Origin of the sequence: Algoriphagus sp., from assembly GCF_029254265.1 — a bacterium.
GTDB lineage: Bacteria > Bacteroidota > Bacteroidia > Cytophagales > Cyclobacteriaceae > Algoriphagus.
The window spans coordinates 1-25,616 of sequence record NZ_JAQWXX010000067.1 but is presented as its reverse complement, the minus strand read 5'-3'; the positions used below and the strand labels follow the sequence as shown (position 1 = coordinate 25,616).

26 protein-coding genes are annotated in these 25,616 nt (G+C 37.3%); 1 reads left to right on the top strand and 25 read right to left on the bottom strand.

Features of this window, described 5'->3' with window-relative positions:
• Window positions 1-81: 81 nt before the first annotated feature.
• The 4 genes from P8O16_RS09695 to P8O16_RS09680 form a co-directional block, all read right to left on the bottom strand.
• Window positions 82-3,297: a SusC/RagA family TonB-linked outer membrane protein gene (locus P8O16_RS09695; RefSeq protein ID WP_300313890.1), complete on the bottom strand. Its 3,216-nt coding sequence runs from the start codon at window positions 3,295-3,297 to the stop codon at window positions 82-84.
• A 25-nt stretch (window positions 3,298-3,322) separates the two neighbouring features.
• A complete protein-coding gene (locus P8O16_RS09690) occupies window positions 3,323-3,451 on the bottom strand; it encodes a hypothetical protein (protein ID WP_300313887.1) in 129 nt (42 codons plus the stop codon).
• Entirely contained in the window at window positions 3,423-4,805 is a 1,383-nt protein-coding gene (locus P8O16_RS09685) for a TlpA disulfide reductase family protein (protein ID WP_300313884.1), read from the bottom strand. The genes P8O16_RS09690 and P8O16_RS09685 overlap by 29 nt, the downstream gene beginning before the upstream one ends.
• A gap of 440 nt (window positions 4,806-5,245) precedes the next feature.
• On the bottom strand, window positions 5,246-5,440 hold the full coding sequence (locus P8O16_RS09680) for a hypothetical protein (RefSeq protein ID WP_300313882.1): 195 nt from the start codon (window positions 5,438-5,440) through the stop codon (window positions 5,246-5,248).
• Window positions 5,441-5,553: 113 nt separating this feature from the next.
• Here P8O16_RS09680 and P8O16_RS09675 point away from each other — a divergent pair, with 113 nt between their 5' ends.
• Window positions 5,554-5,757 carry a helix-turn-helix transcriptional regulator gene (locus P8O16_RS09675; RefSeq protein ID WP_300313880.1) on the top strand — a complete coding sequence of 68 codons (204 nt, stop codon included), beginning with the start codon at window positions 5,554-5,556 and terminating at the stop codon, window positions 5,755-5,757.
• 305 nt (window positions 5,758-6,062) lie between these two features.
• On the opposite strand, the gene P8O16_RS09670 is transcribed toward P8O16_RS09675, so the two are convergent.
• The 21 genes from P8O16_RS09670 to P8O16_RS09570 form a co-directional block, all read right to left on the bottom strand.
• Window positions 6,063-6,227 carry a hypothetical protein gene (locus tag P8O16_RS09670; RefSeq protein WP_300313879.1) on the bottom strand — a complete coding sequence of 55 codons (165 nt, stop codon included), beginning with the start codon at window positions 6,225-6,227 and terminating at the stop codon, window positions 6,063-6,065.
• A gap of 35 nt (window positions 6,228-6,262) precedes the next feature.
• Window positions 6,263-6,799 carry a hypothetical protein gene (locus P8O16_RS09665; RefSeq protein ID WP_300313877.1) on the bottom strand — a complete coding sequence of 179 codons (537 nt, stop codon included), beginning with the start codon at window positions 6,797-6,799 and terminating at the stop codon, window positions 6,263-6,265.
• Between the two features lie 601 nt (window positions 6,800-7,400).
• Window positions 7,401-7,715 (bottom strand): GIY-YIG nuclease family protein, encoded by a 315-nt coding sequence (locus tag P8O16_RS09660; RefSeq protein ID WP_300313874.1) that lies wholly within the window; start codon window positions 7,713-7,715, stop codon window positions 7,401-7,403.
• A 282-nt stretch (window positions 7,716-7,997) separates the two neighbouring features.
• On the bottom strand, window positions 7,998-9,221 hold the full coding sequence (locus P8O16_RS09655) for a glycosyltransferase family 4 protein (RefSeq protein WP_300313870.1): 1,224 nt from the start codon (window positions 9,219-9,221) through the stop codon (window positions 7,998-8,000).
• Window positions 9,221-11,038: an asparagine synthase (glutamine-hydrolyzing) gene (asnB, locus tag P8O16_RS09650; protein ID WP_300313867.1), complete on the bottom strand. Its 1,818-nt coding sequence runs from the start codon at window positions 11,036-11,038 to the stop codon at window positions 9,221-9,223. The genes P8O16_RS09655 and asnB overlap by 1 nt, the downstream gene beginning before the upstream one ends.
• Window positions 11,023-12,153 (bottom strand): glycosyltransferase, encoded by a 1,131-nt coding sequence (locus P8O16_RS09645; protein WP_300313863.1) that lies wholly within the window; start codon window positions 12,151-12,153, stop codon window positions 11,023-11,025. Before P8O16_RS09645 ends, asnB begins: the two co-directional genes overlap by 16 nt.
• The gene (locus tag P8O16_RS09640; RefSeq protein WP_300313860.1) at window positions 12,150-13,031 is read right to left on the bottom strand and encodes a glycosyltransferase; all 882 of its coding nucleotides are present in this window, start codon (window positions 13,029-13,031) and stop codon (window positions 12,150-12,152) included. The genes P8O16_RS09645 and P8O16_RS09640 overlap by 4 nt, the downstream gene beginning before the upstream one ends.
• The gene (locus tag P8O16_RS09635) at window positions 13,032-13,811 is read right to left on the bottom strand and encodes a class I SAM-dependent methyltransferase (RefSeq protein WP_300313858.1); all 780 of its coding nucleotides are present in this window, start codon (window positions 13,809-13,811) and stop codon (window positions 13,032-13,034) included.
• Window positions 13,808-14,650, bottom strand: coding sequence for a glycosyltransferase family A protein (locus tag P8O16_RS09630; RefSeq protein ID WP_300313855.1), 843 nt, complete (start codon window positions 14,648-14,650; stop codon window positions 13,808-13,810). The genes P8O16_RS09635 and P8O16_RS09630 overlap by 4 nt, the downstream gene beginning before the upstream one ends.
• Window positions 14,640-15,764, bottom strand: coding sequence for a glycosyltransferase (locus P8O16_RS09625; protein ID WP_300313852.1), 1,125 nt, complete (start codon window positions 15,762-15,764; stop codon window positions 14,640-14,642). The genes P8O16_RS09630 and P8O16_RS09625 overlap by 11 nt, the downstream gene beginning before the upstream one ends.
• Window positions 15,761-16,876, bottom strand: coding sequence for a glycosyltransferase (locus P8O16_RS09620; protein ID WP_300313850.1), 1,116 nt, complete (start codon window positions 16,874-16,876; stop codon window positions 15,761-15,763). The genes P8O16_RS09625 and P8O16_RS09620 overlap by 4 nt, the downstream gene beginning before the upstream one ends.
• A 34-nt stretch (window positions 16,877-16,910) precedes the next feature.
• Window positions 16,911-17,609 carry a bifunctional 2-polyprenyl-6-hydroxyphenol methylase/3-demethylubiquinol 3-O-methyltransferase UbiG gene (locus P8O16_RS09615; RefSeq protein ID WP_300313847.1) on the bottom strand — a complete coding sequence of 233 codons (699 nt, stop codon included), beginning with the start codon at window positions 17,607-17,609 and terminating at the stop codon, window positions 16,911-16,913.
• Entirely contained in the window at window positions 17,606-18,538 is a 933-nt protein-coding gene (locus tag P8O16_RS09610) for a glycosyltransferase (RefSeq protein WP_300313844.1), read from the bottom strand. The genes P8O16_RS09615 and P8O16_RS09610 overlap by 4 nt, the downstream gene beginning before the upstream one ends.
• A complete protein-coding gene (locus tag P8O16_RS09605) occupies window positions 18,525-19,901 on the bottom strand; it encodes a hypothetical protein (protein ID WP_300313841.1) in 1,377 nt (458 codons plus the stop codon). Before P8O16_RS09605 ends, P8O16_RS09610 begins: the two co-directional genes overlap by 14 nt.
• Window positions 19,902-19,963: 62 nt before the next feature.
• Window positions 19,964-20,851 (bottom strand): glycosyltransferase, encoded by an 888-nt coding sequence (locus P8O16_RS09600; protein WP_300313838.1) that lies wholly within the window; start codon window positions 20,849-20,851, stop codon window positions 19,964-19,966.
• Window positions 20,851-21,567: a methyltransferase domain-containing protein gene (locus P8O16_RS09595; RefSeq protein ID WP_300313835.1), complete on the bottom strand. Its 717-nt coding sequence runs from the start codon at window positions 21,565-21,567 to the stop codon at window positions 20,851-20,853. The genes P8O16_RS09600 and P8O16_RS09595 overlap by 1 nt, the downstream gene beginning before the upstream one ends.
• A 5-nt stretch (window positions 21,568-21,572) precedes the next feature.
• Window positions 21,573-22,802 (bottom strand): ABC transporter ATP-binding protein, encoded by a 1,230-nt coding sequence (locus P8O16_RS09590; RefSeq protein WP_300313832.1) that lies wholly within the window; start codon window positions 22,800-22,802, stop codon window positions 21,573-21,575.
• On the bottom strand, window positions 22,802-23,578 hold the full coding sequence (locus P8O16_RS09585) for a glycosyltransferase family A protein (RefSeq protein WP_300313829.1): 777 nt from the start codon (window positions 23,576-23,578) through the stop codon (window positions 22,802-22,804). Before P8O16_RS09585 ends, P8O16_RS09590 begins: the two co-directional genes overlap by 1 nt.
• Window positions 23,575-24,351, bottom strand: coding sequence for a glycosyltransferase (locus P8O16_RS09580; protein WP_300313826.1), 777 nt, complete (start codon window positions 24,349-24,351; stop codon window positions 23,575-23,577). Before P8O16_RS09580 ends, P8O16_RS09585 begins: the two co-directional genes overlap by 4 nt.
• The gene (locus P8O16_RS09575; RefSeq protein WP_300313823.1) at window positions 24,348-25,214 is read right to left on the bottom strand and encodes an FkbM family methyltransferase; all 867 of its coding nucleotides are present in this window, start codon (window positions 25,212-25,214) and stop codon (window positions 24,348-24,350) included. Before P8O16_RS09575 ends, P8O16_RS09580 begins: the two co-directional genes overlap by 4 nt.
• A 15-nt stretch (window positions 25,215-25,229) precedes the next feature.
• The gene (locus P8O16_RS09570; protein WP_300313819.1) at window positions 25,230-25,406 is read right to left on the bottom strand and encodes a hypothetical protein; all 177 of its coding nucleotides are present in this window, start codon (window positions 25,404-25,406) and stop codon (window positions 25,230-25,232) included.
• Between the last annotated feature and the right edge of the window lie 210 nt (window positions 25,407-25,616).

The following is a 25,616-nucleotide window of genomic DNA, read 5'->3' as shown; positions in this document are numbered from 1 at the left end:
AGGTCGTTTTGAGGGAACCAACCCTCTTCTTATGAGGAAATTGAAGACCGGCTCCCTTTAATTATTTATTTATTGATGCTGTCAAAAATCCAGCTGAACCCCGAATGCGATACTTCGCCTTGGCCTCATGGGACCAAAGTCCGGATCCCAATCAGATTCAGTCGCTTTCCAGAGCATTCCCAGATTATTGGCATAGAGATAGAACTCTGCATTTCTGAAAAGTCCAGTTTCTTTAGCTGAGTTTTTTAAGCTGTAAGCCAAGCGAATATCCTGTAGCCTGATATGATTTCCATTTTCAACCAATACCGAACTTCTTCTATAGAATTGATCCCGAAAAGGATTTCTTGCCTCAGGCAAAGAAGGCACGCTTGTGGAAAGTTCATCCCCTGGGTTTTGCCATCTTAGAGAGTAATCAGAATGCCCTCCCCTTCCTTGAAGAATTGTCTCATATTGTACAGAAGACCTTCTGAAAAAATAGCCGAATCTATAACTGATATTGGCCGAAAGGCTAAAACCCTGATAGCTTACCGTATTTCGGAAAGAGCCAAAACTGGTAGGTCTGGCTGAACCATGATAAATAAGGGACTCCAGTTCGGCTGTGTTTATAATATCGCGATACTCTTCACTAGGCTCACCATTTAACAATCCTATTGGATTTCCAGTATCGGGATTTAAACCAATCCATGGAAGAGCATAAACCCCAAATAGAGGTCGCCCTACAACAGGGAAATAATTCCCCCCCAGACCGTTGATTCCAAAGTCCAACAAGCTGTTAACATTGACTTCCTGCTCATAGGATACTACTTCCTCCTTTAGCCCACTGATCAATAAAACCGAACTCCAATTGAATTTTCCCTGAATATTTACAGTCTCCAAGGAAAGGTCATAGCCATTGGTTCTGGTACTGGCATTGTTTCCGGTAAAAACTGAGATTCCGGATGATGGTGCATAGGGAATCGCACCGATCAAATCCAGTCCCTCTTTGCGATAGAATTCCAGCGTTCCCTTCACCCTCCCTGTTCTACTCTCGAAGTCAATTCCCAAATTGGAAATCTTAATACGCTCCCAGCGCAGATTTTCATTTGGTGGATTGACAATGATCGAATAAGGAATCTGGGTAATAGGATTGAAAGAGGTACCACGGGCAGTAGTGAATGCTGTGAGACTTCTATCCACGTTACCATTATAGCCATAGGATAACCTCAGTTTCAAATAGGGTACAGCTTCCCAGTCATAGAAATCTTCCTCACTGATTGTCCAACCCAAGCCGGCCGACCATAAGGGAACTGATCGTTGATTTGCTGCTACACCAAATAAGTTGGAAGCATCCTTTCGGGCACTCAGTGTAATTAAATAGCGATTTTTATATCCTATGGAGCTGTTGGCAAAGAAAGAATAAAAACGGTCGCGCAGTAAATTTTGAGCGTCTGTATTTGGGATTCTCGAATTGGCGAAAGCATTAAAGGAAAGTGGAAACAAGGATACATAATCCACTACCTGCGAGGTAGCCAAGTCCGGATTATAGCCGTAATACCTTCCTGAAAGTGCGGTGGATTCCAGTGACTTGACTTCAGTTCCAGCAAGTGCATTCAGACTCCAACCCTGATCCCAATCCTTTTGATAATCAAGCTGAACTCTTCCGCTATGTGAAAAGGATCTGGAGTTTGACCAGTTGTACACTGCCCCTCTGGGAATCCCATAATTCAATCTCCCATCTTGACTTAGTCCAGTAAAACCATTGATAAGATTCCGGGAAAAATAACTTTCCTGACTGTAGATGGTCTCATTCCTTCCATAGTTTTCCCAATATTGATATAGACCATTCAATCGAAGACCGGGAAGAATATCATAACTCAGTCCCAAATTTACCCTCCAATCATTCCGTTCACTTTGGGTATCGGCCCTCCCTCTTTCGGCTAAGGGGACATAGGACCAGTCCAGAAACCCGACTTCCTGCAAATCTTGCTTAAATCCATTGCGGTAATCCCTATTCAGGGGAAGTGGCTGTCCAGTCTCATCCGCCAATCTAGCATAGGGATACATCTCAGAGAAAGTACTGAAAAAAAGATCTCCTGGACCGGCGTTTTGATCTAATGCCCGGCTTTTCACACCATAAAAGGCAGTTTGGACTTTTAACCTATCAGACAAAAACTTAAAGTCATTTTTAAGAGAAAACGTAATCCGATCCGAGGAATTCCCCTCAACTTCCTCCCTGATATCATCATAACCAATTGAAACTCGATAGGTATGGGAGTTACCACCACCTGAAATCCCCAAATTATATTGCTGATTCAGTTGGGTTCTATAGAGGTATCGATTCAGATCATTTCGAAGGTCATAAGTTCTAAATTGGGCTATCTGCCCGGCAGCTTCAGATTCCGAAATCACTCCATCTCTTGCAGCGATCAAGGTTTCTACCACAGGACTAAGAACCGCATTCCCACGGTCATTTTCCAAAGTCCGGTAGAACCCCTGCCCAAATAGGCGCTCCTCCATATCGATGTAATCATTGACTCCCAAATTCGGAATTAGAAAAGGATCTGTAGGTTCAATCCAATTTGCATTTCCGGTAAAACTCACGCGAATTTTTTCATCAACTTTTCCTGACTTGGTGGTAATAACTATTACCCCATTTCCTGCCCTTGCTCCCCAAATAGAAGCTGCTGCAGCATCCCGAAGCACAGTAATAGAAGCTACATCGTTAGGGTTGATATCTTCCAAACTCCCATCATAAGGAAAATTATCAATTACAATCAGAGGCTGTGAAAAACGACCCAATGTGCTTCTGCCCCTAATGGAAACAGGATCTCGACCAACATCTCCGGTTCTGTTCAAAATTAAACCTGAGGTTACATCCTCCAATCTATCTATCAGATTGGTACTGACTCTTCGGTCTATCAGTTCTTCATTCAGATTAACAAATGATCCTGAAGCCCTACTTCTGGGGATTTCCTGATAACCGGTAGCCAACACCTCCACCTGCCCCAATTCAAAAGCTTCAGGGAAAAGCTGAATTTCCAAAGGCTTAATCAGTGGAACTTCTACTATTATTTCGCTGGATTTGTAGCCCAGATAACTGAGAGATAGGGTATAGATACCTTTTTCAAGTTCAAAACTGAATTCTCCATCTTGGTTGGTGATTTTTCCAATTCCCGTTTCTTTTATCCGAATGGATGCTCCAATCAGGAGTTCATCGCTTTTTCCGTCACGTACGGTTCCGTTTACTTTAAGACTTTGGCCGCAGATCTCGTGGGAAGATAGGGCCAGAAGTATGAGGATGGTTATAAGAGTTTTCATACGATTATAATTTTCTTTTCAATTGTCATATGGCTTGTTCCGAACTAGTTTCGGGAGAATCTCGCATTTCTGTCCTGATGGCCATCGGGACTTCCCATGGTGTGACGTTCTCGTAATGCTCGATTTCATAGGGCCAAAAGGTTAGTTTCTCCATTTTTTTCCAATACCAAAACATTGATCTCTTCCTCCCGCTCTATCAAATCCAAACCGACTTTATAGAGTGCTTCGCGTAGCTTTTCAGGATCAGCCAGAGCCACCTTAAGATCAAGGTCAATGGGATAATCAATCCCTGTCAAATTCACTATGGGATAAGGACTTGCCTGGAAGAAATAGGTATTAAGGTGGTAGATAAAACCCTGTAAGGGGTAATTCCGCATAGCTACTCCAAATGGGTCTGCCTTATAGGAACTTTTTCCTGCCATAGCCTTGGGGAATTTTGTTCCTTTCTGCTGAACCAGGGCATAGACCCTTCTTTTCTCCTTTCGAACCGAAGCGCTGATATTCGGAAAGTATCGCTTGAGATCTTCACGCATCAGTGAATAGGGATTTTTGGAGGGCGGAGCCAAAAGTTCGTATCCGAATACATGATTTCCGGCCTCTTTCCAAGCAACATAGTCCGCTCCTGACTTATCGGTAAAGAGTTCTTCCTCCTCAAATCCAATGGTAATGATTCGGTTTTTACCGAAGTAATCCACCAGATCCCGCTGAGAATAGGCCAGTTTATAGAAATTAATAAGTGGAAGGTTGACGATCCGGATATGGGAAAGATCTTCAAATTCCTGGATGAGAGAACCTCCGACATCAGGGATATATCCTGTAAGTGCGGACTGGTACCAGATATTTTTATTGGCAACCTGTGGACTTTCAGAAATTAACCGATCATAGCGGCCTAGCTTAATAGCTTTATCAACCTTATACCTGAAGTAGGGCTCTTTACCGGCCAGCATAAGGTCCAGATTTTCTGGGGTGATGTCTTCCTGACCTGTAATAGCGATTACCACACCTTCCCTATCCAGAATCACAAAATGGGGGATAGTGGAATGCGGAAAGAATTCTCGTATTTGTTGGGCATTGACCAGGATAGGCATTTTCAACTCCTCCAATGAAGAGTAAGTGTTAAACACCTTTTGCACAGGTTCTTCAGAGAAGGTGGTTATGGGAATCACTTCTATTTGATCACTGTACTTTGCGACAAGTTGATCGATTTTGGAGAGGGAGGCTATACTTCCGGAACAGGAAGGAGCCCAAAACTGAAGGATCAGATATTTCCCCCTAAATTCCTCCAAGCGAAGTTTATCATTGGAAGAATTAATAAGGGAGGAGAACTCAATACCCGGAGGTAAGCGGTCTCCAATGTTTAGAGAATCAGAGGAAGTGGGATATTCCCACTTCGCTCCTCTCTCGGGTGATCTGTCAACTTTACTTTTTGCCGAACTATTGCTTCCAATCCCTATCAGTATCAGGAGGCAAAAGCCTCTTAGGAAGCATATGAATATAATTTTTTTCATAGTTAGAATTGATTGGTTAAGAATTACCGCTCAGGAATTGAGACATTTGTCCTAAAATCATGGCTATTATTTTGGCTGACTTAAGGAAATCTCGATGGGAGGACTAAGAATTCAAGACTTAGCTTGAAAAAGGCAAAGGCTTCCCAGGTACCTTACAGGTATTCAATTTTTAAAGATTTAGGAAGTATGGTCTGGGATATGGAATTGCCAGACTAGGTAACCGTTCTGCTCAGGGTTGTGCACCACCCCTTTCCCGGTCTAAAAAACTTGTAGCCTCAAACAGGCTTTTTGGGCTTCAGAGGATAAAGGCGATCTACAGAAGATAATCCGCAACCCTCCGATTTTAATTCAGTACTACCAAATAACACAAGACTTGTCTCTTTCTTTTCTTGAAAAAGAATGTATTCAAAGAATAAAGAGAAAATATATATAGTCATGGCTTATTCGTTCTCTGTAAAGTATGCTAACAGCTTATAGATATTCTTGATATCCTCCTGCTGTACCTGATTGCTATTCTCAAGCTCTACTAATTCCAAAGTCCTTAATAAGGAATCTTTGAATTGGCTTGCTTCATTCTTTGGAATCAGAACCGACTTATCTAAATCCTGAGTATCCCCTTTGTTTCGGTAAATCATTTAATAAGTATTTCTGTAAATATGTAAAGAAATTCTAAATATTAAAAATTATTTATTACGATTTTCTTTATTTATTTAAAGATTTTTTAACTTAGAATAAAGAAAGACATTAAATGACTAGACTTGGTGAAGTTTTTAACCGGAAATCAATTAATAAAGCCGAAGTAGCTAGAAAAACAGGCTTAAGTTCTCCCAGAATAAGTGAGCTGACAATCAACCCAAAAACCAAGCTGACAGCCGCAGAACTCTACTTAATTGCAAGAGCGATTGATGAGGATCCTTGTAAGTTATTGGATTATGTGTGTCAGGATTTATAATAAATCAGATCTAAAAAAAAGGCTAGTCAAAATTGACTAGCCATATATCTACCTCAGCCCCCGCCCTCTTCCCGATTACTTCGGGACAGGCACTAAAGAGAGAGGGAGCTTGATCCTAGAACAGTTTAGGAAAGTTTTCCCGGTAGTGTTTTTTTTAAAAAAGGAAGGGGTTGAAAGGGGTCTTTTTGTTGGTCTATTACTCCAACCACAAAGATTTGATCAGGATCAATGCATCAATATTCAAAACAAAAAAAGGAGCCCATGAGCTCCTTTAAGTTTTTAAATTTCATTCCGATGATCAAGTTTTATACCGGCAATGACTTAACGCTTGACAATATCTTTTTAGCACTTTCTACTTTTTGAGAAAAAAGCTCCTTTCCTTTTAAAGATTTACCTATAATCTGGAGTTCCTTTTTAGCCTTAGCGCTACTTTTAATCACAGTTATTTGAGTGTTGGTCTTCTTTTTCATTTTCCTATTCAATTTTAAAAGTGATTCAAAACTGATCACTTTTTTTTATAAATCAAAACACTTTTATATGAGGCGCCAGGTATATATTGTTCAAAATCAATATCTTTTGATTCTGAAAGACCAAAAAAAATATAATCTTTGACCAAGTCCTTAAAGTTTTTATCCAGAAACTTACAATAGATTCTAATTCTTTGATGGTGCTTTTTACAATTATCAATACATTTTTTTATGCATGTCAATCGACAATTGTTAACGAATTCTTCTCGGCTGTCACTTCCTTGAACGATTAAAGCATCATCTGGGTTTTGCTCAAAAAATATTGGTATTGTAGCTAAAACCGTATTAAGAACAATTCTCCCATCCCCCATATTAAAGACTTCATCATCAATCACCTGCCCAGTTTCACCATTATAGTCTCCAAATCCTAAATTATACACTTTTCGAAATCCTCTAATTTCGACAAAAGAATGTTCCACAATCTTATAATTTCCAGTAGCTGTTGGAAATGCATAAAGATAACTATCTGACTCAGAACCTAATTTACTTAATTCATAGGATTTGCTCCCTGTCATTCCTCTTGATTTATATTAGTATTAGTTAATGGCAAATAAAAGTTGATTTTTTTAAAAACGAAATACCCTGTACAGGGTATTTTTCTAGCTCCAGGAAGGTTTTTAAAAGTAAAAAGGCTAGTCAAAATTGACTAGCCTGATATTTCATTTCCAAAGCCCGCCTACTGGAGGACAGGCAATCTGTCAGCATTCTACTCCACTCAAAAGATTGCTTCGCCATACTCGTCATTGCGAGGAAATCATCGTATTATTAATTTATTAGAAAAGTTTCATTTCCGAAGCATCTGTTGTCCTTACGCGTCATTGCGAGCACAGCGAAGCAATCTGTCAGCTGACTACTCGCCTCCGAAAGATTGCTTCGCCTTTGAAGTATTCAAGCAAAAGATAACCTGTAATAAAGCCTCGCAATGACGATACGATTACTTCGCCTTTACCGTCATTGCGAGGAAATTATTGGCTTTTTGATTTAATAGAAAAGTTTTATTTCCGAAGCAATCTGTTGGCCTTACGCGTCATTGCGAAAGCAGCGAAGCAATCTGTCAGCTGACTACTCGCCTCCGAAAGATTGCTTCGCCTTTGAATTATTCAGGAAAAAGAATCTCTACGGTAAAGTCTCGCATTGACGATACAACCCGTCAAATAAATCGATCCATTCAGGATTTATGGAATTAATCATAGCTTCCTTTTTTAACCGACTCCCCCCTTTCAATTGTTTCTCTCTATTGATTGCTTCCTCGATAGAATGGAAATTTTCAAAATAAACCAATTTATCCAGGTTATATTTTGCTGTAAATGAAGTTGGGTTTGTTTTGACCTTGTGTTCAGACACTCTTCTGATTAAATCTGAGGTCACACCGATATATAAAACAGTATTGTTTTTATTTGTCATTATATAAATGGAGCCTCCTTTTTTCATCTTACGTCATTGTGATCGCAGCAATTATTTCGTCATTGCGAGGAGGAACGACGAAGCAATCTGTCAGCTGACTACTCCCCTCAAAAAGATTGCTTCAGATTTGAATGATTCTTCTACCAATTTGAATAGCGTTTAAATCTTCGCAATGACGGAACTCGTCATTGCGAGCGCAGCGAAGCAATCTGTCAGCTGACTACTCCCCTCAAAAAGATTGCTTCGGGTTTGAGAATACCCTTCCTAAGGAATGTTTGATAAAAACCCTCGCAATGACGAAGGATTGCATTATTTTAACGCTCTAAAAAAAGACATATACTTCTCTGCAACTTCTTCCATTCTAAAGTTTTTCAATACCAATTCTCTAGATTTTCCCCCCATAGCCTGCAGCTCCGCTGGATTGGAAAGTAACTTATCTATAGCACTTACAAATCCTTCTATCGATCGATCTGGTATCAAAATTCCAGACTCTCCATCAATCAGGCATTCTCGAATCCCTCCCACTTCTGTAGCTACAGTGGGCACCCCAAAAAAACCCGCTTCCAAGACTACTCCCGGCAGACCTTCTGTATCAGAATTCAAGATTAGCAAATCAGCGGCGGCGAGATAAGGAGACACGTCTTGCTGGTAACCTGCGAAAAGAATGTTAGAGGTTGGATGTCCGATGTCCGATGTCTGATGACAGATGTCGGGTGTTGGGTGTCCCGCGTCGGAAAGGCGGGTGGCAGATGTCTCATCGGTCACCTCTTGACTCTTAATAGTTGCTGCGTGACGCTCCAATTCCGCCCTCAACGGTCCATCGCCGACGATCAAGGCTTTCAGATTCGGACGTGTTTGGGAGAGTTTTTGGACTACTTCTATAAAGCGATCCGGCCGCTTTTGAGCGGTAAGGTTGCCCAGGAAAAGTAAGACCTCATCTTCTTCCTCTAAACCTAAATCCCTTCTGGCAGCTTCTTTATTCGGCGCATTTTTAAATTTCTCCGGATCAAAAGCTCGATGAATTACTTGCGAAGGTTTTTTAAAGTCATAATGCGAAATCATGGAGTTTAAAGAGGCTTTGCTCACCCCGATTGTCGCATCCACTTGAGGAATTATTAAGTTTTTATAATACCAGTGGGTAAACTTTCCAGAGTTCCAAAATTCGGCATTATCAATAATACGGCTAACCCACCTGATCTTTTTAGGTAAAAACTGCTTGGCTGCCGCCCCATACTTTAATGTTCTTGAGCCGTTAAGCAAGACGACATCTGGTGAAATTCCCTTAATCTCTTTTATCAAACGCATTAAAAGAAATGGCTGAATTGTTGGAATTTTCTCAAGCAGATTTTTTGAATCAAAATTCAATTCCAAATCTTGAGATCTGATTGGCAACTTAGATGCGGGTTTTCCCACCTTATAGAGGTAAACCCTAAAAGTCTCATAGCCATACCCACTTAAATAATCAGCTAACTCAGTGATAAAAACCTGTGCCCCTCTGCGAATTGGAGAAGTATCTAGAAAGAGAATCTTCATCAATTTTCTTTTAAATGAATAGCGAGAACTAGCAAAGCATAGATTCGCCGTTTGTTGAATCTTCCTTTTCGCTGACCTAATAAAATCGATTTGATAAATCTATTATCAAATGGAGAGTCGGCACCAATTAGATACTGATTAATCAGTTCATTCCAATCCGATTCCTTCAGCCATTGCTCTAAAGGAGGAACAAAGCCCTGCTTTCTTCCAAAATCCCAATCAGAAGGAAGCTTCTTTTCTCCTAGCTTTTTTAAAATAATTTTTCTCCCTTGATTGGTGACTTTCCAATCTGAACTAATCGAACTAGAAAAGTCCAAAATTCTAGGGTCCAAGTATGGGGCCCTCACCTCCAAACTTGCTAACATAGAAGCCCGATCCACTTTAGTTAAAATGTTATTTGGGAGGTAGTTATTGAAATCAAAGGCCAACATATTTTCAGTCCACGGCACTTCTTTGTTCCAAACAGATGCAATTATATCGCTTTTTAAAAAAAACTCTTTTCCCATCAATTTCTCAATCTCATGGTCCAAAAATAGTGGAGGGATGATCGGGGGACCAAATTTCATATTCTCACCAAATTCCATTAGGGCATGCCTTCCCTTTACACCGATAGGTATGGAATATTTAGCAATGTTAGCAAGTGATTTTCTTAAAACAAGTGGAAGACTTTTACTCTTTTCTTTAAGTCTGATCCAATCCTGGTAACGCTCATAGCCACCAAAAACCTCATCCGCTCCGTCTCCACCCAATGCAACTTTACATTGAGTTCGAATAGCTTTTGACATGAGATAGGTAGGATAGAAAGCAGGATCAGATATAGGCGATTCCAGTCGCTTCATCGTAGCCAGCCAATCAGACAACTGAATCTGGGAACATGCCAAAACTTCGTGTGACAGTCCAAAGTAATCCGTAATCCTTCTCGAAAAAGGTTCCTCATTTAAGGATTCAAAACCTGGGAAGGTGACGGTATAGGCTTTGACAGAATTAGAAATCTCACTTACATAAGCAGCCAAAAGTGAGGAATCGAGTCCTCCACTAAGCATTAAACCAACAGGGACATCAGCGACCAATTGATCACTAATGACTTGATGGAGAAGTTTATCCAGTGATTCCACAGGATTTAAGCTGGGTTTTTCTTCCTTGCAAGAAATGTAAGAAAAGGTTTCAATCGCACCCCCCAATTGCATCTTCAAAAAATGACCGGGCAGTAACTTTTTGACTTTTTTCCAGCAAGTCAGTGAGTCTCTTAAATACCCGAAGTTCAAATAGCTTTTAATACCTAAAGTATCGATTTCAAATACTTCGTCACTCAAAGCCTTTAATGCGTTGATCTCTGAGGCAAAGAAAAGTTGCTTACCTGAACAGAAATAATATAGTGGCTTTTCACCAGATCGATCTCTAGCTATAGCTAGCTCTTTTTTATCTCGATCCCAAATGGCAAAGGCAAACATTCCGTTCAACTTTTCTAGACAAGATTCTCCCCAACGCACCCAAGCTTTAAGTAACACTTCGGAATCAGAATGAGACTGGAAACTTTCACCAAGAACTTGAAGCTCAGCTTTGATCAGCCGCCAGTTATAGATCTCTCCATTAAAAGTAAGGATGAAATTCCCATCAGAAGAAATCATAGGCTGACTACCTCCCTCGCTTAAGTCAAGAATAGATAGTCGCGCATGTCCAAACCAAAGCCCATTTGCTGAATCAAGAAAATCTCCATTGGCATCCGGACCACGATGGTTCAATAATGACAAAGCCGAGCGTTTCCGGTCGGCTGAAAGCAATTTAGTTGGGGTAAATGCTCCTATAATTCCACACATTCTTTAAGTAGATTAGAATAAACATCCTCATATCTTCTTGCAATTTTCCCAATTTCAAAGTGCTCTGAAGCGTAATCAAAGGCACGCTCAGTACGCTCCTGCCAATCTTCTAAAATCAATGCTTTTTCCATTTTATCAAACAAATCTTCCTTATCTCCTACCCTATGAAAAAAACACATCCCTTCTTTTAGACATTCTTTATTCTCTGGGATATCAGAACAAATAATTGGGATCTTCGTAAGCATTGCTTCTATTATTGATCCAGGAAGACCTTCAAAATAGCTTGGAAAAACAAAGAAATCTGCTTTTTCCAGCAACTCTTGTACATTTGATACGGTACCCAGTAAATCCACAGAATCTCCAATCTCTAATCTCTTAATTTCCTTTTCTACTTCTCCTCTATACTCTCCATCCCCAGCCAAGATTAAGCGATCATTAGGTCGGGTTCTAAGCAATTGGGCAAATGCAGGAAGCAAGTCTTTATGGCCTTTCCGCTCGATTAATCTTCCAACGCATAACCAGTGGGCAGTAGGCAGTGGACAGTGGGCAGTGGGCAGAGCTTTCGCTTCAATTGGAATAGGCCGACCGCGATGAATCACTACTGTCTTACTAGGATTAAGTCCTATAGTTTTCCGGTGAGAATCAACCAATACCTGTGAATTAGCAATCATCAAATCAATACGTCCAATAGAAAAACGATCTAACAGCTGTACAGCAAGTAGGGAAAGTTTTCCTTTCCAGGCTAAGCCATCGTAGCGCCGCTTTCGATAGCTGTTATTTACCAGACTGTTTACAATCTTCACCTTGCTTTTCAAGTGCCTAGCGGTCATGTCTGAGCGGAAGATACTTGAGTGAACGATCACTGCATTTTGATCTGACACTACTTTATCAACATACTTTGCAAGGTCTTTGAACTTGTTAGATACTGGCAGGCCTAATCGGATAACTTCAATTCCTGCGGCCTCATAATCGGATAGTAAATCGTGTCTCCCAGCAAAAAGTGTTACAAAAACTGGTTTGAAGTGCTGAAATCTAGAAGTGATCTCTAGCAAGCTTTTCTCTGCTCCTCCGGTTTGAAGGGTATCTAGGAGATATAGGATTGTACCCTTATTCAAAGCTCAACGGTCTTCCCATTAATTCCTTTGAAGTAATGCCAAAAAGCCAGCATAATCAGACTAAAATTTTTGATTCCATATTTCGGCCCATATCTAAATCCGTATAGAGATTTAACAAACCATTTTTTGATTAACTGATGCTTCATAGCTGGCAAGGTCAAGGAATCGGAAATCATCAATAGATTTCGAAGGCTATAATATTCTCTGGACAAATTCTGCTTCTTTTGATAGACTGGCCGCTCAAACTCCAATCGTCCAGTAGCTGCTCTAGCTTCCAAAAACAACTTACAATCCACCACTATTGAATATCCTTTTCTTGAGGCTTTGAGACAAAAATCCAACTCCTCAAATCCAAAAAACAAGTCCGGATCAGGAGCTATGCCCTCTCTTGCGACATTACCACTGACAAGCATACACATACCTCCCGCCACGTAATCCACTTCTATAACGTCCTTTTTCTCTAGGAGCCTTGTCTGCACTCGCTTGATCACACCCTTTTTCCGATCAAAAAATTGGCCTACCGAACCCAATACTCCTGCGAAAGGATTTAAATCCCGAATACTTAATAATCTTTCAAAACAATCCAAACGAAATGGAGGATCATTATCATCTCCCCAGTAGATCCAATCTAAGGCTTCTTTACTACAAAGTTCTAAACCCTTAGCTGCCGCTCCTGCTGGTCCGGCATTGTAACCCATTCGATAATATCTAAGTCTTGGATCTTGGATACTTGCAATCAGATGGTCGGTGGCTAAATCTTCTGAATTATCTATAATCCAAAGGAATTCGGGTGGAAATGTCTGCTTAAAGGTTTCCTCTATAGTTTTTTGAAGAATCTCAGGTCTCTGATAAGTAATGATGAATCCTCCAAATCGCATTTAAAATTCTTTAAACCAATTCCAAGGTCGAGTATCATCAAACTTCTTCCGAAGGAAAACCATAGATACGTAAAGATTCAAGTCATCGTCTGATTGTAAGATTTTATGAGAAAATACTCTAGGGTGATACTTTATAGGAAGCATTAACTTAATTGGTTTGAACAACCAATTTAAAAAGCGATCTCTTTTAACCATTTTCCCTTTTTGAAGAAATGGTACTACTGATACTAATTCAATATTTGGATATTTTAAAATATACCTTAAGGCTTTATTTATTCCTGGCATCATTACATCATCTATTGCGATTATTCCGCCTGGACGAATCATTTTCTCCAAATAAAAAAAATCAAGCAAGGTATGATCAAATGTGTGCCAACCATCAATTAATCCAAAATCAAATTTTTTACCTTTTCCCAATAATTCCGGTAAAGCTATTTCTGACTTTTTTTCAATTAGTTCAAAATTTGAAACTTCAGAACGTTTTAAATTAGATATTCCTATACTTTTCCAGTTAGTGGTTTGATAAGGATCAATTATCGTGTGACTAGAATCAGAACGCATACTAGTCACGGCACAGATATGCATAGCCGATAAGCCCATAGCAAATCCAATTTCAATAGTATCCTTAATTTCAGGATTTTTAAGGAGGAGCTGTATGATAGCATTTCCTTCTTTCTCATCAACTTGGGAGTTCAGAGGAATTGGGTGCCCATCGATATCCAAGACCATTTGATTGGAATATATCTGATATATTGCATCCTTTAATTTTAGATTAATCATTTCTTATAAATCACCCTATTAATAGGTTTTGAAAATGAAATTAGATACCTAATCAAGGTAGTTAATCGGAATTTATATTTAAGTGACTCTCTTAAATAGATCCTTGCTTTTTTTTGGTCTCCAAATCGAAGATAATTCACCCCTATAATCTGATTAAACAAATGCTTAACATGTGAAGAGAGGGTTTTTTTATGCTTTCCCAAAAACCAACTTAATGAATCCACCATATTTTGCAGATTTTTTGAAGCTCCTTCTGTAGAATCATAATAAACCAAACTTACCTTATATAATAGTTCACTATTTCTTTTTATTAGCTCCAATCGATGGAACAACTCGGTATTTTCAGAAAATTTCATTAGAATATCATACCCCCCAACTTCTTGAAACAACTTCTTTCTTAGACAAAAAGTACCAGGGATTTTACTGAAATGAATTCCCTTTTTAGGCAATCTTTTAATAATTAATCCATCTTTTACCCGTTCAATCCCAGCTATCCAGTAATCCTTTGTAGTATCTGAGGAGATCGCAGCCGAAAAATTGAAAATTGCATTGTCCTTTAATTCATCATCAGCATCCAAGAAAATCAACCATTCTCCCGAAGCTACTAAAGCCCCATGGTTTCGTGCGGCACTTACTCCCTGATTTTCCTGAAAGATATAGCGAATCCTAGAATCAGATAAATATTGGTTTGCGAGGGCAGCAGATTCGTCTATGCTTCCGTCATCTACCAAAATCAACTCCCAATCCTCAAAACTCTGATTCATTACTGACTCCACAGCTCGATTGAGAGTTTTTGCTCCGTTGTAAAAAGGAATGACAACCGAAATCTTAGGACTCATCTAATATCTTAATTAAGCTTTGATTCCACATTTCAATTGAAAAATGATTTCGAACGGATTCAAATTCAGCTTGCTTCCAGGGACTTTCCAAAATGGACAAAATCGCTCTTTCCCAGCCCACTACATCCTTGGCCAAGTAAATCAGCCCAGCACCTACCCAAGGTTCGAAACCTCTTGCTCCAAAAGTAGTACTGACCACTTTTCTGCCCAAAACCAATGCTTCTGCCAATTTAATATTACTCCCTCCCCCAGAAAACACTGGCACAATACAACAAGTATGCGAATTGTAAATTGGAAGTAGGTCTTCTACTCCTATTAAAAGGTTAACTCCAGGGCTAGATTGAATCAACTGAGCTAAAGCAGGATCTGGAGCCACCGATGAAACTAAAGTCAGCACTATTCCTGATCCAGTCTGATAAATACTCGGCCATACCTCTTCCAAAAACCAGCGAATTCCATTTGCATTTGGTTCATAGCTTAGTTTTCCCACAAAAAGAATATCCTTTTTATTTGGGGTTGAAATGGGTTTTTCCCATCGCAACAAAACTTGAAAAGGTAAATTTGGTAGCAGGCTTCCTGAAAAACTATTTTTCTGATTCTTTACCCAAATCAAGCGACTTGCTTTCCGTAAAATTTGGAAATAAAAAAATCTATTGGCTAGGTAAATCTGAATATATCGAAATTTTTTCCACCAGCTAGCCTTATTAGCAATCTTGGTTTTCATCAATTCCTGATAGTCATCATCTACATCAATGATGTATTTCAATCCATCTGGGAGATCTCTCGCGGCAAGAGCATAGCGGCAAAGAACTTTGGAATAGCTTTTCTCTTTCAAAAAATCTTTCAGATTCTTTCTGTTTTTTTGGTTTGGAAAGAATCCTAAACCCAGCTTCTTGATTAATGAGCTTTGACGACATTGAGCTAAAAAAAGAAAACTCAAACCAGGAATCTCCTGTGTTGCGGTTTGCTCGTATTCAATTGAATTTCCCAAAATCAAATAATCTACCTCGTAAGCAGTTAAGGCTCCCAAGACCAAAGCTAAACTTCTCTGCCGCTTTCCATCTCTTGGAGGGAAAGGGCTAGATTCAGAAATAAATAAGAGTTTTGGTTTCAATACCAGTCTAATTTATTTCGCAAGCCACCCAAATATTTGCCATATTTTAGATGATTCAGCTTTTTGAATTGCATTCCAAAAACTAATCTTACAAGTTTTTCAATCTCTCGATCTAAATAACCAAGTCCTTTAAAAAAATTTAAAACGACTGGTTTTGTTTCTTTTAATAAGTCCCCAATCTCTTGCTGAGATGAAAAATAGGCCCATGAAAGATAACTTGATAGATAGCTCCAATCCTTGCTTTGAATTTTCCAATTCCATTTTTCGGACTCAAGCTGATACCACACAATCGCCTCTTTTGCTTTTCCCTGATGGAGTAGTACTCCAACCATAGTGATTAAATGTTTCTTTTGAATTTCGGCTAAATCTATTTTTACCGGGAGTTCTTTAAATTCCTCATTGCTAATTCTTGGATCAGGAAGAGTAGCTCTTTTGCTAACCTCGCTAAGTGCAGCATACATAACTTGAGGGTTACGGCTCATACTATCCAAAACATATCGATAGGCAACCAAAACCTTAGGAATGGAAAAAATCTTAGCGCCCAACCTCCCGGCCCGCATCCAAAAATCCCAATCTTCGCAACTTTTTAGCTTTGCATCAAATTCACCAATCTCCAAGGCGAGATTTTTCCGAATCAGGATAGAATGGCAAGGACCGATATTGGATATCAAAACCTGAGGATAGATCAAGCCATTTGCAAAAGGAAGGTGCTCGTGAGATTTATTACCTCCAAGTCTATCCCAATAGGCATAACCAGCCCTAATAAGCGAGCAATTTGGATTTGCCTCCATGGTTTCAAAAAAAGTCTGAAGGCAATTTGATTCCAGCCAATCATCTGCATCCAAAAAAAGCAGAAACTCACCTTTGGCTAGTTTAAGCCCTGAGTTTCTAGCTCCAGATAGACCCTGATTGCCTTGAGAAATCAATTGGATTCTAGAATCAATTCTTGTGAATTCTCTAGCTAATTCCTCCGTGTGATCATTACTTCCATCATTAACTATTATGGCCTCCCAATTCGGAAAAGTTTGCCGAATCAAAGAATGTAAACAATCTGATAAAAAATGAGCTTGGTTATAACAAGGAATAATAACAGAAACTAAAGGGCTCTCCAAAGAAAAATTGATATTAAATTATTTTAGAAGATTATTATTTCTTTTGGAATATACCAACCAACGATTTCCCAAAACTATTGTCCAAAACAGGATCTAATCCTTTAGATATTGGTATCAAATAATTGTCCCAGAAGTTGATTTGAGTCTGACTTGGATAGTGTTGCTTTAAGAACAATTTATTTACCATGCTGGAAAAAAAACCAAGCGAATCAAGATAGAACAGCTTTTTCAATTTCATTTGTTCTGGAATTATAGCTTTGAGCATCGGCTTATCATATCGACGAAAATGGCCAATGCTTTGATCAAATGGACTGTATAAAAAATTAAAAGCCGGTACCAAAATAATCAGATTTCCACTTGGCCGAAGAGCCTGATAGGCTCGTGATAACTCTTCTTGATCTTTCTCAATATGCTCTATTACATCGATGTAGAGGATAGTATTATAGCTTTCTTTTTCAACTGTTAACACCGTATTGGAAAAATTATACAGTTCATTATTAACCCAAGATGCTCCAGTCTTTTTTAATTGATCAAACAGGATTGTATCAGGCTCAAGACATGTCCAAGATTTAACCTCTGAATTGACTAAATAAGGAGTAGTCCCTCCAATTCCAGCACCTACTTCCAATACATCACCAGAAATGTAGGATTTAATTTTATCAGAAAAATACCCTTTCCACTGTTTGGCATTCTCAAATAATTCCAACTCTTGACCAGGATAAATATTACTCATTCAACAAAGGTTTTATATTCTTTCACCGGGGTAATTCCCAAACTACTTCGATTAGATAAGAAAATAAATAAGGTGAAAAATGAAATTAATATAGCTTGGAAAAGCAAAATAGCTAAGGCCAATACTGAGTACGTCGCCCAGCCTGGAATTGCCATATTGGTTGTAAATCGAATGCCTACTACTATTACAATACCTAAAAGTGAAAACAATATAGATGTGAGGGAAAAAAGGATGATTCTAGTGGTAACTATATCAGCAAAAATGGCTATCCCACTTAATCCATGTATGATCAATTGTGTGAAATTCATCTTAGACTCTCCTTGGTAGCGCTTTCCTCGAACTGTGGGGAGTCTGTTGAAAGGAATCTTTAATTTGAGAAATGCGATCGCATAGTTATTCCAGAGATTTGATTCATGGACCAAAGACTTCACTACAGAACCCTTGATAACACTGAAATTCCCAAAATTCACTCGATGATCACAAAGCAATTGAAAAATAAACTTGTACAACAGATAAAATACTCGAAATACAAACCCTTCACTTCTCTTTGAGCGCTTGGCAAAGACTGAGGAATTTTGAGATTTTGCTTCTGCTAACAAGCGAAATAGTTCTTGTGGCTTATCTTCCCCGTCTGAATCCATTACTCCGACCCACTCACTTTGAATATTTTCATAGGCATAGCAGAGTCCTGTGGCTATCGCCCGCTGGTGCCCCATATTTTTAACTAGCCGAATAATAGAAATCGTCAGATTAGGATACCTTTCTTTTTCAAAAAACCTTTCTTCTAGTGAATGATCATCCACAAGAACTACAGATACTTGCCCTAAATCACTTTGAGATACCAATAGATCTATTTCTTGAAATAGTCGGTTTGAGCAGTCCCAATCATTGTATTGAGGAATAATTAAGGTTAGATTACTTTTTAGCAAGTTTTAGTGAGTTTTTTAATTCGAATACTACCAATACAATCGCAAGAGAAATAAAAGGATAAGAGGGCATTAAATATCGGTTTTCAATGACCCGAAGTAGAATAGGATGAATTAATAAAGTGTACCAGATTATACCCGATATTATTAAATAAATTGGCTTTTTTTTAGTGAAAGCCAATAATATAATTGCAGATAAATAGCCCAAAACAAGGGTTATTAAATACATAAATGATTTGAGCCGAATCAATTGATCTCTAATAGGGAATTCTAATCCATAAAAAGGATTTCTGATTTTAGTAGTAAAGAAAAATTGCCTTATTAAAGATATTCTTGCCTCAACCTGATAAAGGAAGGGTTTTTCATCTTGGATGCTCTTAGAAAACCTTGAAAAGGAGTCATAAATAATTTCTGATTTTCTATTGAATTCAGTAATAGAAAATAGATCCTTATTTACTTTAAGATCTTTCAATCGCTCACTTGCTACAGACAAGGAATCAAAATTATATCTTGAGGTGAAAATTTTTTCTGGAAATTGAATCTTTTCTTTATCAAAATATTCTAAGTTATCTGTCCCTACTCCGAAATAACGGATTTCGGCACCTGGATCCCACCAAAGGTAATTTCCTCCCCAGCTTTGGATAAACCAAAAGGCAGGTTCATAAAAAACATTACTTTGAGTAGGTCCTAAAAAGGATTCTTGCAGAGGTATAATCTTTTTAAATTTTTTGTAACCTGAATAAATCCAAATGCCATCTAGAATCAAAAATGGAATGAAAAATAAAATACAAAATCTGAGTATTTTGGGAATTGAATAATGAAACCTCCAAAAAACTAAGAAAATAAACACCCCGCCGACTGGAAGAAAAACGGGTCTAATGAAAATCAAATTAGCAAATATCAATCCTGAAAAAATCAGATTCCAAACTGAAGATTTTTCGAATGCCCTAAAAAAAAAATATACGCTAAAAATCAAAAACGAGATAGTCAAACTCTCTGACATTAAATAATGATCATACCAAGAGGTATAGGTAGTTCCAAGAAGTAAAACATAGCTTGTCAAAAAAACAGCTTTACTACCCGTAACTTTAGCTCCCAAAACTGACAAAAGATAAACACCAATTCCTGAACAAATCGCTTGAAAAAGAATCAGGAAATTCAGAGCCCATACATTAGGAAAAACAATTAAAAATAATCCATACCAAAACCCATAGCCAGGCATACGATAATGGGGATTGTAACTACCTCTGTCTAAATAATGATCAATTGGATCTAGGTACCCATGGGTGTCATACGAAAAATCTCCCCAAAAACCATCGAAATAGGCTTTTTCAATAGTTCCTGAGACAAATAAAAAAAGCAGCAATAATTTAAATACTACCGCAAAGCCTAGAAAAAAGACTTTCCTTTTTAAGGAAAATTCAAAACTCAAACTCCGAATGTACCTCCCAACACTTCTCTATAATTTTCTAATCGGGTAACCCCAAATTCTTTCAAAGCCAACATTTGGTATTCATTGCCTCTATTTCTAAGGTTTTGATATTCCATAGAATTTGGAGTCCATTGATCATGAATCACTCCACATTGTCTTGTAGTACCAACTTTTAAGCCCGCTATTTTGGCTCGAATAAAGAAGTTCTGATGCTCTCCTCCTTTTAATAGTGGATTCCAACCCCCAAAGGCTTTGACTTTTTCTGTTTTGGCTAGAAAGAAATTATGCGTCAGATCACAGGGAGTGACAGGGTCAGTATAAGGAATGGAATACAATGAAATTTCATTTGACTTTATTGTAATCCCTGCGTGATATTCATAGATCTGAGAAGAAGGCAATACCCATCCAAAGCGATTTAAATAGTTATTTACTTTTAGTAGATACTTTCCTTGGCGTGATTTTCGGTTATGCTGTCTAAAAACTCCTGCTAAAAGATCCAACTGATTCTCTTTCAAAAGCTTCTTCATTAGGGGAATTCGAGTTCGTCTGTCAAACACAAAATCATCATCACAAAGTAAAAAATAAGGAGTCCTCACCAACTCTAACATTCTATTCCTTCCTTCAGCAGTTCCCGCATCATAAGGCAAGTTGATGTATTGAATATTCAATTGCGGAAATCTATTGAGGATTGATTCTCTATAAGGCACAATACTATCATCTGCGATAATGATTGGACCAGAAAAATGATAATGCAAAATAGAATCCAGTAGCTGGATCAAATGAGCTTCACGCTCTAAGGTTTTAATCAAAATAGTCACCTCAGACTCGTCCTTTAAGCAATAATCTGCTTTTGGCGTGAAAGGCGTATGGTTAATAAACTTCATTAATATTTGATAATTGACCTTATCCATCGTTTTATAGGATGGATAGCTAATTGCTTTTTTAAGGAATTAATATCTTTTTCTTTATCCTGGCCTACTCGATCCAATAGTTCTGGATGAACAAGTGGCAAATGACTTATAGGGTATTTAGAAGCCAACTCATGATTATTATTAACTACCAAAAAAATATTTTGCTTATACCAGAAATCCACATTAGGATTATCCCAGATTAATGATCTAATAATATCCAAAAACACATAATCATGTTCTTCAAAAAGCTGAGCCCAATAGTCAGGCCACTGTTCATTTATATGGTTTTGACCTCCTTGACCAGGTATAGCTGCTGAAAACAGAATAACATCTGAACACTTTACAAGGGAATTTACAAGATTCCGAGCTGAAGACTCCGGCAAATGCTCAGCTACTTCTAAACAGAGTGCAAGATCAAATCTTCGATCTAAAGCTAGCGGAAGGCTGAGATCAGCGGCTAAAAAAGAATCTAAATTCAAATGCTTTTCCAAAAGATCTTTAGCTACATAATCCCCATCTACACCCTTTAAATCCCTAATTCCTAATGAATTTGCAACACTTAGCCAAGTGCCAATCCCACAACCTATATCTACAATACTATTCGCATAGCTAAACTTAAAAACTAAAGGGAGAATAATTTCTGCTGCTTTTATGTTATGGGTATCCTCTGTGTGAATGTATGCTGACATCTCTTTTAATCAATATTCCATTTTATACTTGGATCATAGGATCCTATTATCAAAGGGTTTGGTTTTTGCGAATATGCATTAGGGGATAAATACTCAAAAGCCAAAACATGTTCTTTAAACTCAAAATCGGTTTTACTATCTCCAAACCAAAGAGATAACTTATAAACTCCAGAATGCAAAAAAAACATATCTGAATATGCGGTAACAATTCCTTTGGTCACCTTATTTGGTTTATAGTCTTGGTGATGAAATCTTGGATTTGACCCAAAAACAGGTGATCCAATTTGATTGTAGACTACAAATCCAACCACAGGATAATCAATGCTATGAGCAGAACTAAACTCAACCGATAATTTAAACTCTCCATTATTTAAGGAATTAGCATCTAATTCCACCGATCGCAAATAAGAGTTTTCGAGATCAGGGAACTCTTTTTTCAATGCAAACTGATAAGCCCCAAGGTAGCTATTCATTACATTTTCAGTTTCTCCCATCTCTATCAACTTCCCATCTTTAAGAAGCATAGTCTTGGTACAGAGATTACGAATAGCTTCCATCTGATGTGAGACAAATAAGATTGTCCTACCCTGATTATTACTTACATCTTCCATCTTGCCCAAGCATTTCGCCTGAAACTCATAATCCCCTACCGCAAGCACCTCATCAATAATCAAAATTTCAGGTTCTAAATGAGCTGCGACAGAAAATCCCAAGCGAACCTTCATGCCCGAGGAGTAAAACTTCACTGGAGTATCGATAAACTTCTCTACCCCAGAAAAATCAATAATCTCCTCCAACTTAGAATCTATTTCTCGACGTGTCATTCCTAGAATAGTCCCGTTCATATAGATGTTTTCTCTACCTGAGAGTTCGGGATGAAACCCGGTACCAACTTCCAAAAGAGACGCTACTCGACCATGAATTTCAATTTTACCCGAAGTCGGCTCGGTGATCTGAGAGAGAATTTTAAGTAGGGTAGATTTCCCCGCTCCATTTTTCCCAATAATTCCCAAAACCTCACCTTCCTTTACTTCAAAATTGATGTCCTTCAATGCCCAGAAAACAGATTCATCATCCAGACCAAATTTGCTCATCGCACGTAATTGCTTCAGATTTTGCCAAGGTGATTTAATTACATTTCCGATTTGGCCGATAAGAGTCTCCGCTTGCTTTTCCTTGAGGCCTAGCCGATAACGCTTGGTGAGATCTTTTACTTTTATAACTGTATTAGACATTATTCTCTTAATGAGCCTATTTTATATTTAAAAAGTTTACGAAGGATCAAAAGCTTATTGATTATTCCCACTGGTTTATCCCAAGCCCATCGCCAGGTAATTTTCCATTGCTTTAATCTTGAGGAATTTGAGGTTCCTTTCCAGATTCGGTTATTTTCATGTTTTCTTATTATAGAAACAGGATTTTTTATGTCACCTGCGACAAGGTTACCATAAAAAGCTAATCTCAGCCAAAATTCAGAATCTTGGTGAAGTTTTAACTCTTCATTAAACATTCCTGCCTTAAGACAAAGCTCCCTTTTTACAATTATTCCATCAGTACAAAAATGTCCATAAGTTCCCCTAATCAAATAATGTAGAAGTTTGGATGGGCTCAAGCTTTTTAAAACGGTATAAAGTTTCGTACTCCTTTCATAGATAGCAGCTTCATACATTCCATCAAATACTAAATCATTTTTTATCGCCTTCTTAAAAGAATCAAATCTATTTTCAAGAAAATAATCATCAGCATCCAAAAAAGCGATCCAATTATTTGATGCTTTTAGAATCCCTAAATTTCTTGAAGCACCTGGACCCTGATTAATAAATCCTTTATGATGAATAAGAAATACTTTATCCATTTCATAAAGCAGAATCTTCAATTCATTAAAAGTAGTATTTGGACAGCCATCATAGACTACAATCACTTCAGAAACAATTTTTTGAATAGAAGCTGATTTAGATGATTGTAATATAAAGTTTTCAGCTTTATAGAAAGGGATTATAACCGAAATCACTTAAATCTCACTAAAACCTTAAATGAAATAACCTTGAACAATGAAAAAACTCTATAGGTTATACTTGAACGAATAAAGAATATAGAGACTTTTTTTATTCTTTTAGAATAAAAAACAGTTGGATACCCTTTCACTTGATTAACTAGATTTCCTGAATGAATTAATTGTAACCAATATGGTCTATTAGAATCTTCAATTACATCAAACTTTTTCCCCACATTTAAATGCTCTTCAAAATATACAGTTTCTATATTTTTCGTATTCTCTACCAAACTAATAAACGGATTACTAGGGAATTCTTTTTTATATAGTACACCTCTTTCGACATCAACAATTAATCCTTTATTTAAATTTATCGCAAAAGGTATATGATCTTGATTTTTTTCACAAATTTTTTGAATTCTACTCAATGAATCCGGAAAGAATCCATCGTCTGAATCAACTCTAGTAGTAATAACAAAATTTTCACTGAAAGTCCTTACCATGATATAATTACGCAATTCAAATAAAAATTTTTCAGCTGCACATTGCAAAATTGTAATTTTCCTAAATAAATCTTTTTCTGAAAAGAGATCTAAAACTTCCTTATTGGTCCTAGGATCAAAAATGACAATCCATTCAAAGTCGAAACAATCTTGACCTACAATTAAAGGATATGTATAATTAAAGAAAATTTCAATACGAGTTTGATGCCACTCATACGAATCGATTCCATTAATTTTTAAGTTTTTTTCAAACCCTAAATTAAATCTTGTGATAAGAAAATGCTTCATTGGATCTTTTGAACTCTAATCAATCCTTTTCTAAAATATGGTTTTTTTATTTTTTTATCATAAAAATAAAGCATGTATCCATTTGATTCTGAAACACTAAAACCCAAACTTGAGAAATATTTTTTAAAATCTCTATAATCGTTATGTTTGTGATAGGTACAAATAGATATTCGTATTTTTGAATTACTTTCTAATAATTTTTGCATTCCAGAAATAACTTTTTCCTCGTCTCCGTCGACATCAATTTTTATAAATAATTTGTTGTTATACAGCTCTGAAATACTATCAAGTCTTATTTCAGATTCAGAGTCAACATTACTTACATATTTATTTACAATCTGGACTTTCTCATTAAATGGTTTGAAGGATTTCTTCAAAACTTTAATCCAAGAATTTTTCTTTTCAAATAAGAACACTTTTTTTGCCAATTCTATATTTTCAAAAGAAAAGTTTCCATCAGCAACCCCAACATCAACAACGACATCACCTTTTTCTACAACAAAATCATTGCTACAATAGAGGTGAGGAGATTTATCATCCTGACTTGCCAGAAGCTCATGATAATAATTCCTTACATGGTCTTCATCCCAATCACGAGGAAAAAAAAAATTATTTTTATTATGAATTACATATGGAAAATTTTCTTCATCAAAATATACAATAGTCTTAAGTTTATGATATTTTTCTAAATAATTATATGGAAAAACTGTCAATCCATTCTTTTCTATAAAAGAAATCATTTCAACAAATTCTGTATTTTTTGGTACCTCCTTTTTAAATCTCACCAAGTTTTTAATCAGCCGCTTATAAAACATTCGCTGACGCCAATAATACAATTTCACTCTAAATTTCTTTAACATCATGAAAGTTACTTTATATTATTCTTTCTGATAAACTCCAGTTTGTGAAAAAAATAAATCATTTTCTACAAATTCGTAGTCATTTAACAATATTTTGAATCTATCCGACCTTTCTAATTCACTTAATTCATATCGATCAGAATTATCAAATATCAAAATACCTCCTACTTTAAGTTTTGGAATTGCGTTTTTCAAACAATTCATTCTAACTCGTCCATCAATTAAAATTAAATCGAAATATTCATTTGGGAACTTCAATATTGAATCACTATAAGCTTTATAATCATTGTTCCTAATTGCTTAAATAACTGGACCGGTTTTGTTGCCTAAACTAGGAACAAAATGATCGAAGAACTAATCAAAAATGCACGACTTACCTCGAGTGGTCGTAAGTTGCTTACCTCC

Excerpts from the sequence above, each read along its gene's own strand:
- P8O16_RS09695 (WP_300313890.1), bottom strand. The coding sequence starts at position 3,297 with ATGAAAACTCTTATAACCATCCTCATACTTCTGGCCCTATCTTCCCAC.
- P8O16_RS09690 (WP_300313887.1), bottom strand. The coding sequence starts at position 3,451 with ATGGAGAAACTAACCTTTTGGCCCTATGAAATCGAGCATTACGAGAAC.
- P8O16_RS09685 (WP_300313884.1), bottom strand. The coding sequence starts at position 4,805 with ATGAAAAAAATTATATTCATATGCTTCCTAAGAGGCTTTTGCCTCCTG.
- P8O16_RS09680 (WP_300313882.1), bottom strand. The coding sequence starts at position 5,440 with ATGATTTACCGAAACAAAGGGGATACTCAGGATTTAGATAAGTCGGTT.
- P8O16_RS09675 (WP_300313880.1), top strand. The coding sequence starts at position 5,554 with ATGACTAGACTTGGTGAAGTTTTTAACCGGAAATCAATTAATAAAGCC.
- P8O16_RS09670 (WP_300313879.1), bottom strand. The coding sequence starts at position 6,227 with ATGAAAAAGAAGACCAACACTCAAATAACTGTGATTAAAAGTAGCGCT.
- P8O16_RS09665 (WP_300313877.1), bottom strand. The coding sequence starts at position 6,799 with ATGACAGGGAGCAAATCCTATGAATTAAGTAAATTAGGTTCTGAGTCA.
- P8O16_RS09660 (WP_300313874.1), bottom strand. The coding sequence starts at position 7,715 with ATGAAAAAAGGAGGCTCCATTTATATAATGACAAATAAAAACAATACT.
- P8O16_RS09655 (WP_300313870.1), bottom strand. The coding sequence starts at position 9,221 with ATGAAGATTCTCTTTCTAGATACTTCTCCAATTCGCAGAGGGGCACAG.
- asnB (WP_300313867.1), bottom strand. The coding sequence starts at position 11,038 with ATGTGTGGAATTATAGGAGCATTTACCCCAACTAAATTGCTTTCAGCC.
- P8O16_RS09640 (WP_300313860.1), bottom strand. The coding sequence starts at position 13,031 with ATGCGATTTGGAGGATTCATCATTACTTATCAGAGACCTGAGATTCTT.
- P8O16_RS09635 (WP_300313858.1), bottom strand. The coding sequence starts at position 13,811 with ATGATTAATCTAAAATTAAAGGATGCAATATATCAGATATATTCCAAT.
- P8O16_RS09630 (WP_300313855.1), bottom strand. The coding sequence starts at position 14,650 with ATGAGTCCTAAGATTTCGGTTGTCATTCCTTTTTACAACGGAGCAAAA.
- P8O16_RS09615 (WP_300313847.1), bottom strand. The coding sequence starts at position 17,609 with ATGAGTAATATTTATCCTGGTCAAGAGTTGGAATTATTTGAGAATGCC.
- P8O16_RS09600 (WP_300313838.1), bottom strand. The coding sequence starts at position 20,851 with ATGAAGTTTATTAACCATACGCCTTTCACGCCAAAAGCAGATTATTGC.
- P8O16_RS09595 (WP_300313835.1), bottom strand. The coding sequence starts at position 21,567 with ATGTCAGCATACATTCACACAGAGGATACCCATAACATAAAAGCAGCA.
- P8O16_RS09590 (WP_300313832.1), bottom strand. The coding sequence starts at position 22,802 with ATGTCTAATACAGTTATAAAAGTAAAAGATCTCACCAAGCGTTATCGG.
- P8O16_RS09580 (WP_300313826.1), bottom strand. The coding sequence starts at position 24,351 with ATGAAGCATTTTCTTATCACAAGATTTAATTTAGGGTTTGAAAAAAAC.
- P8O16_RS09575 (WP_300313823.1), bottom strand. The coding sequence starts at position 25,214 with ATGATGTTAAAGAAATTTAGAGTGAAATTGTATTATTGGCGTCAGCGA.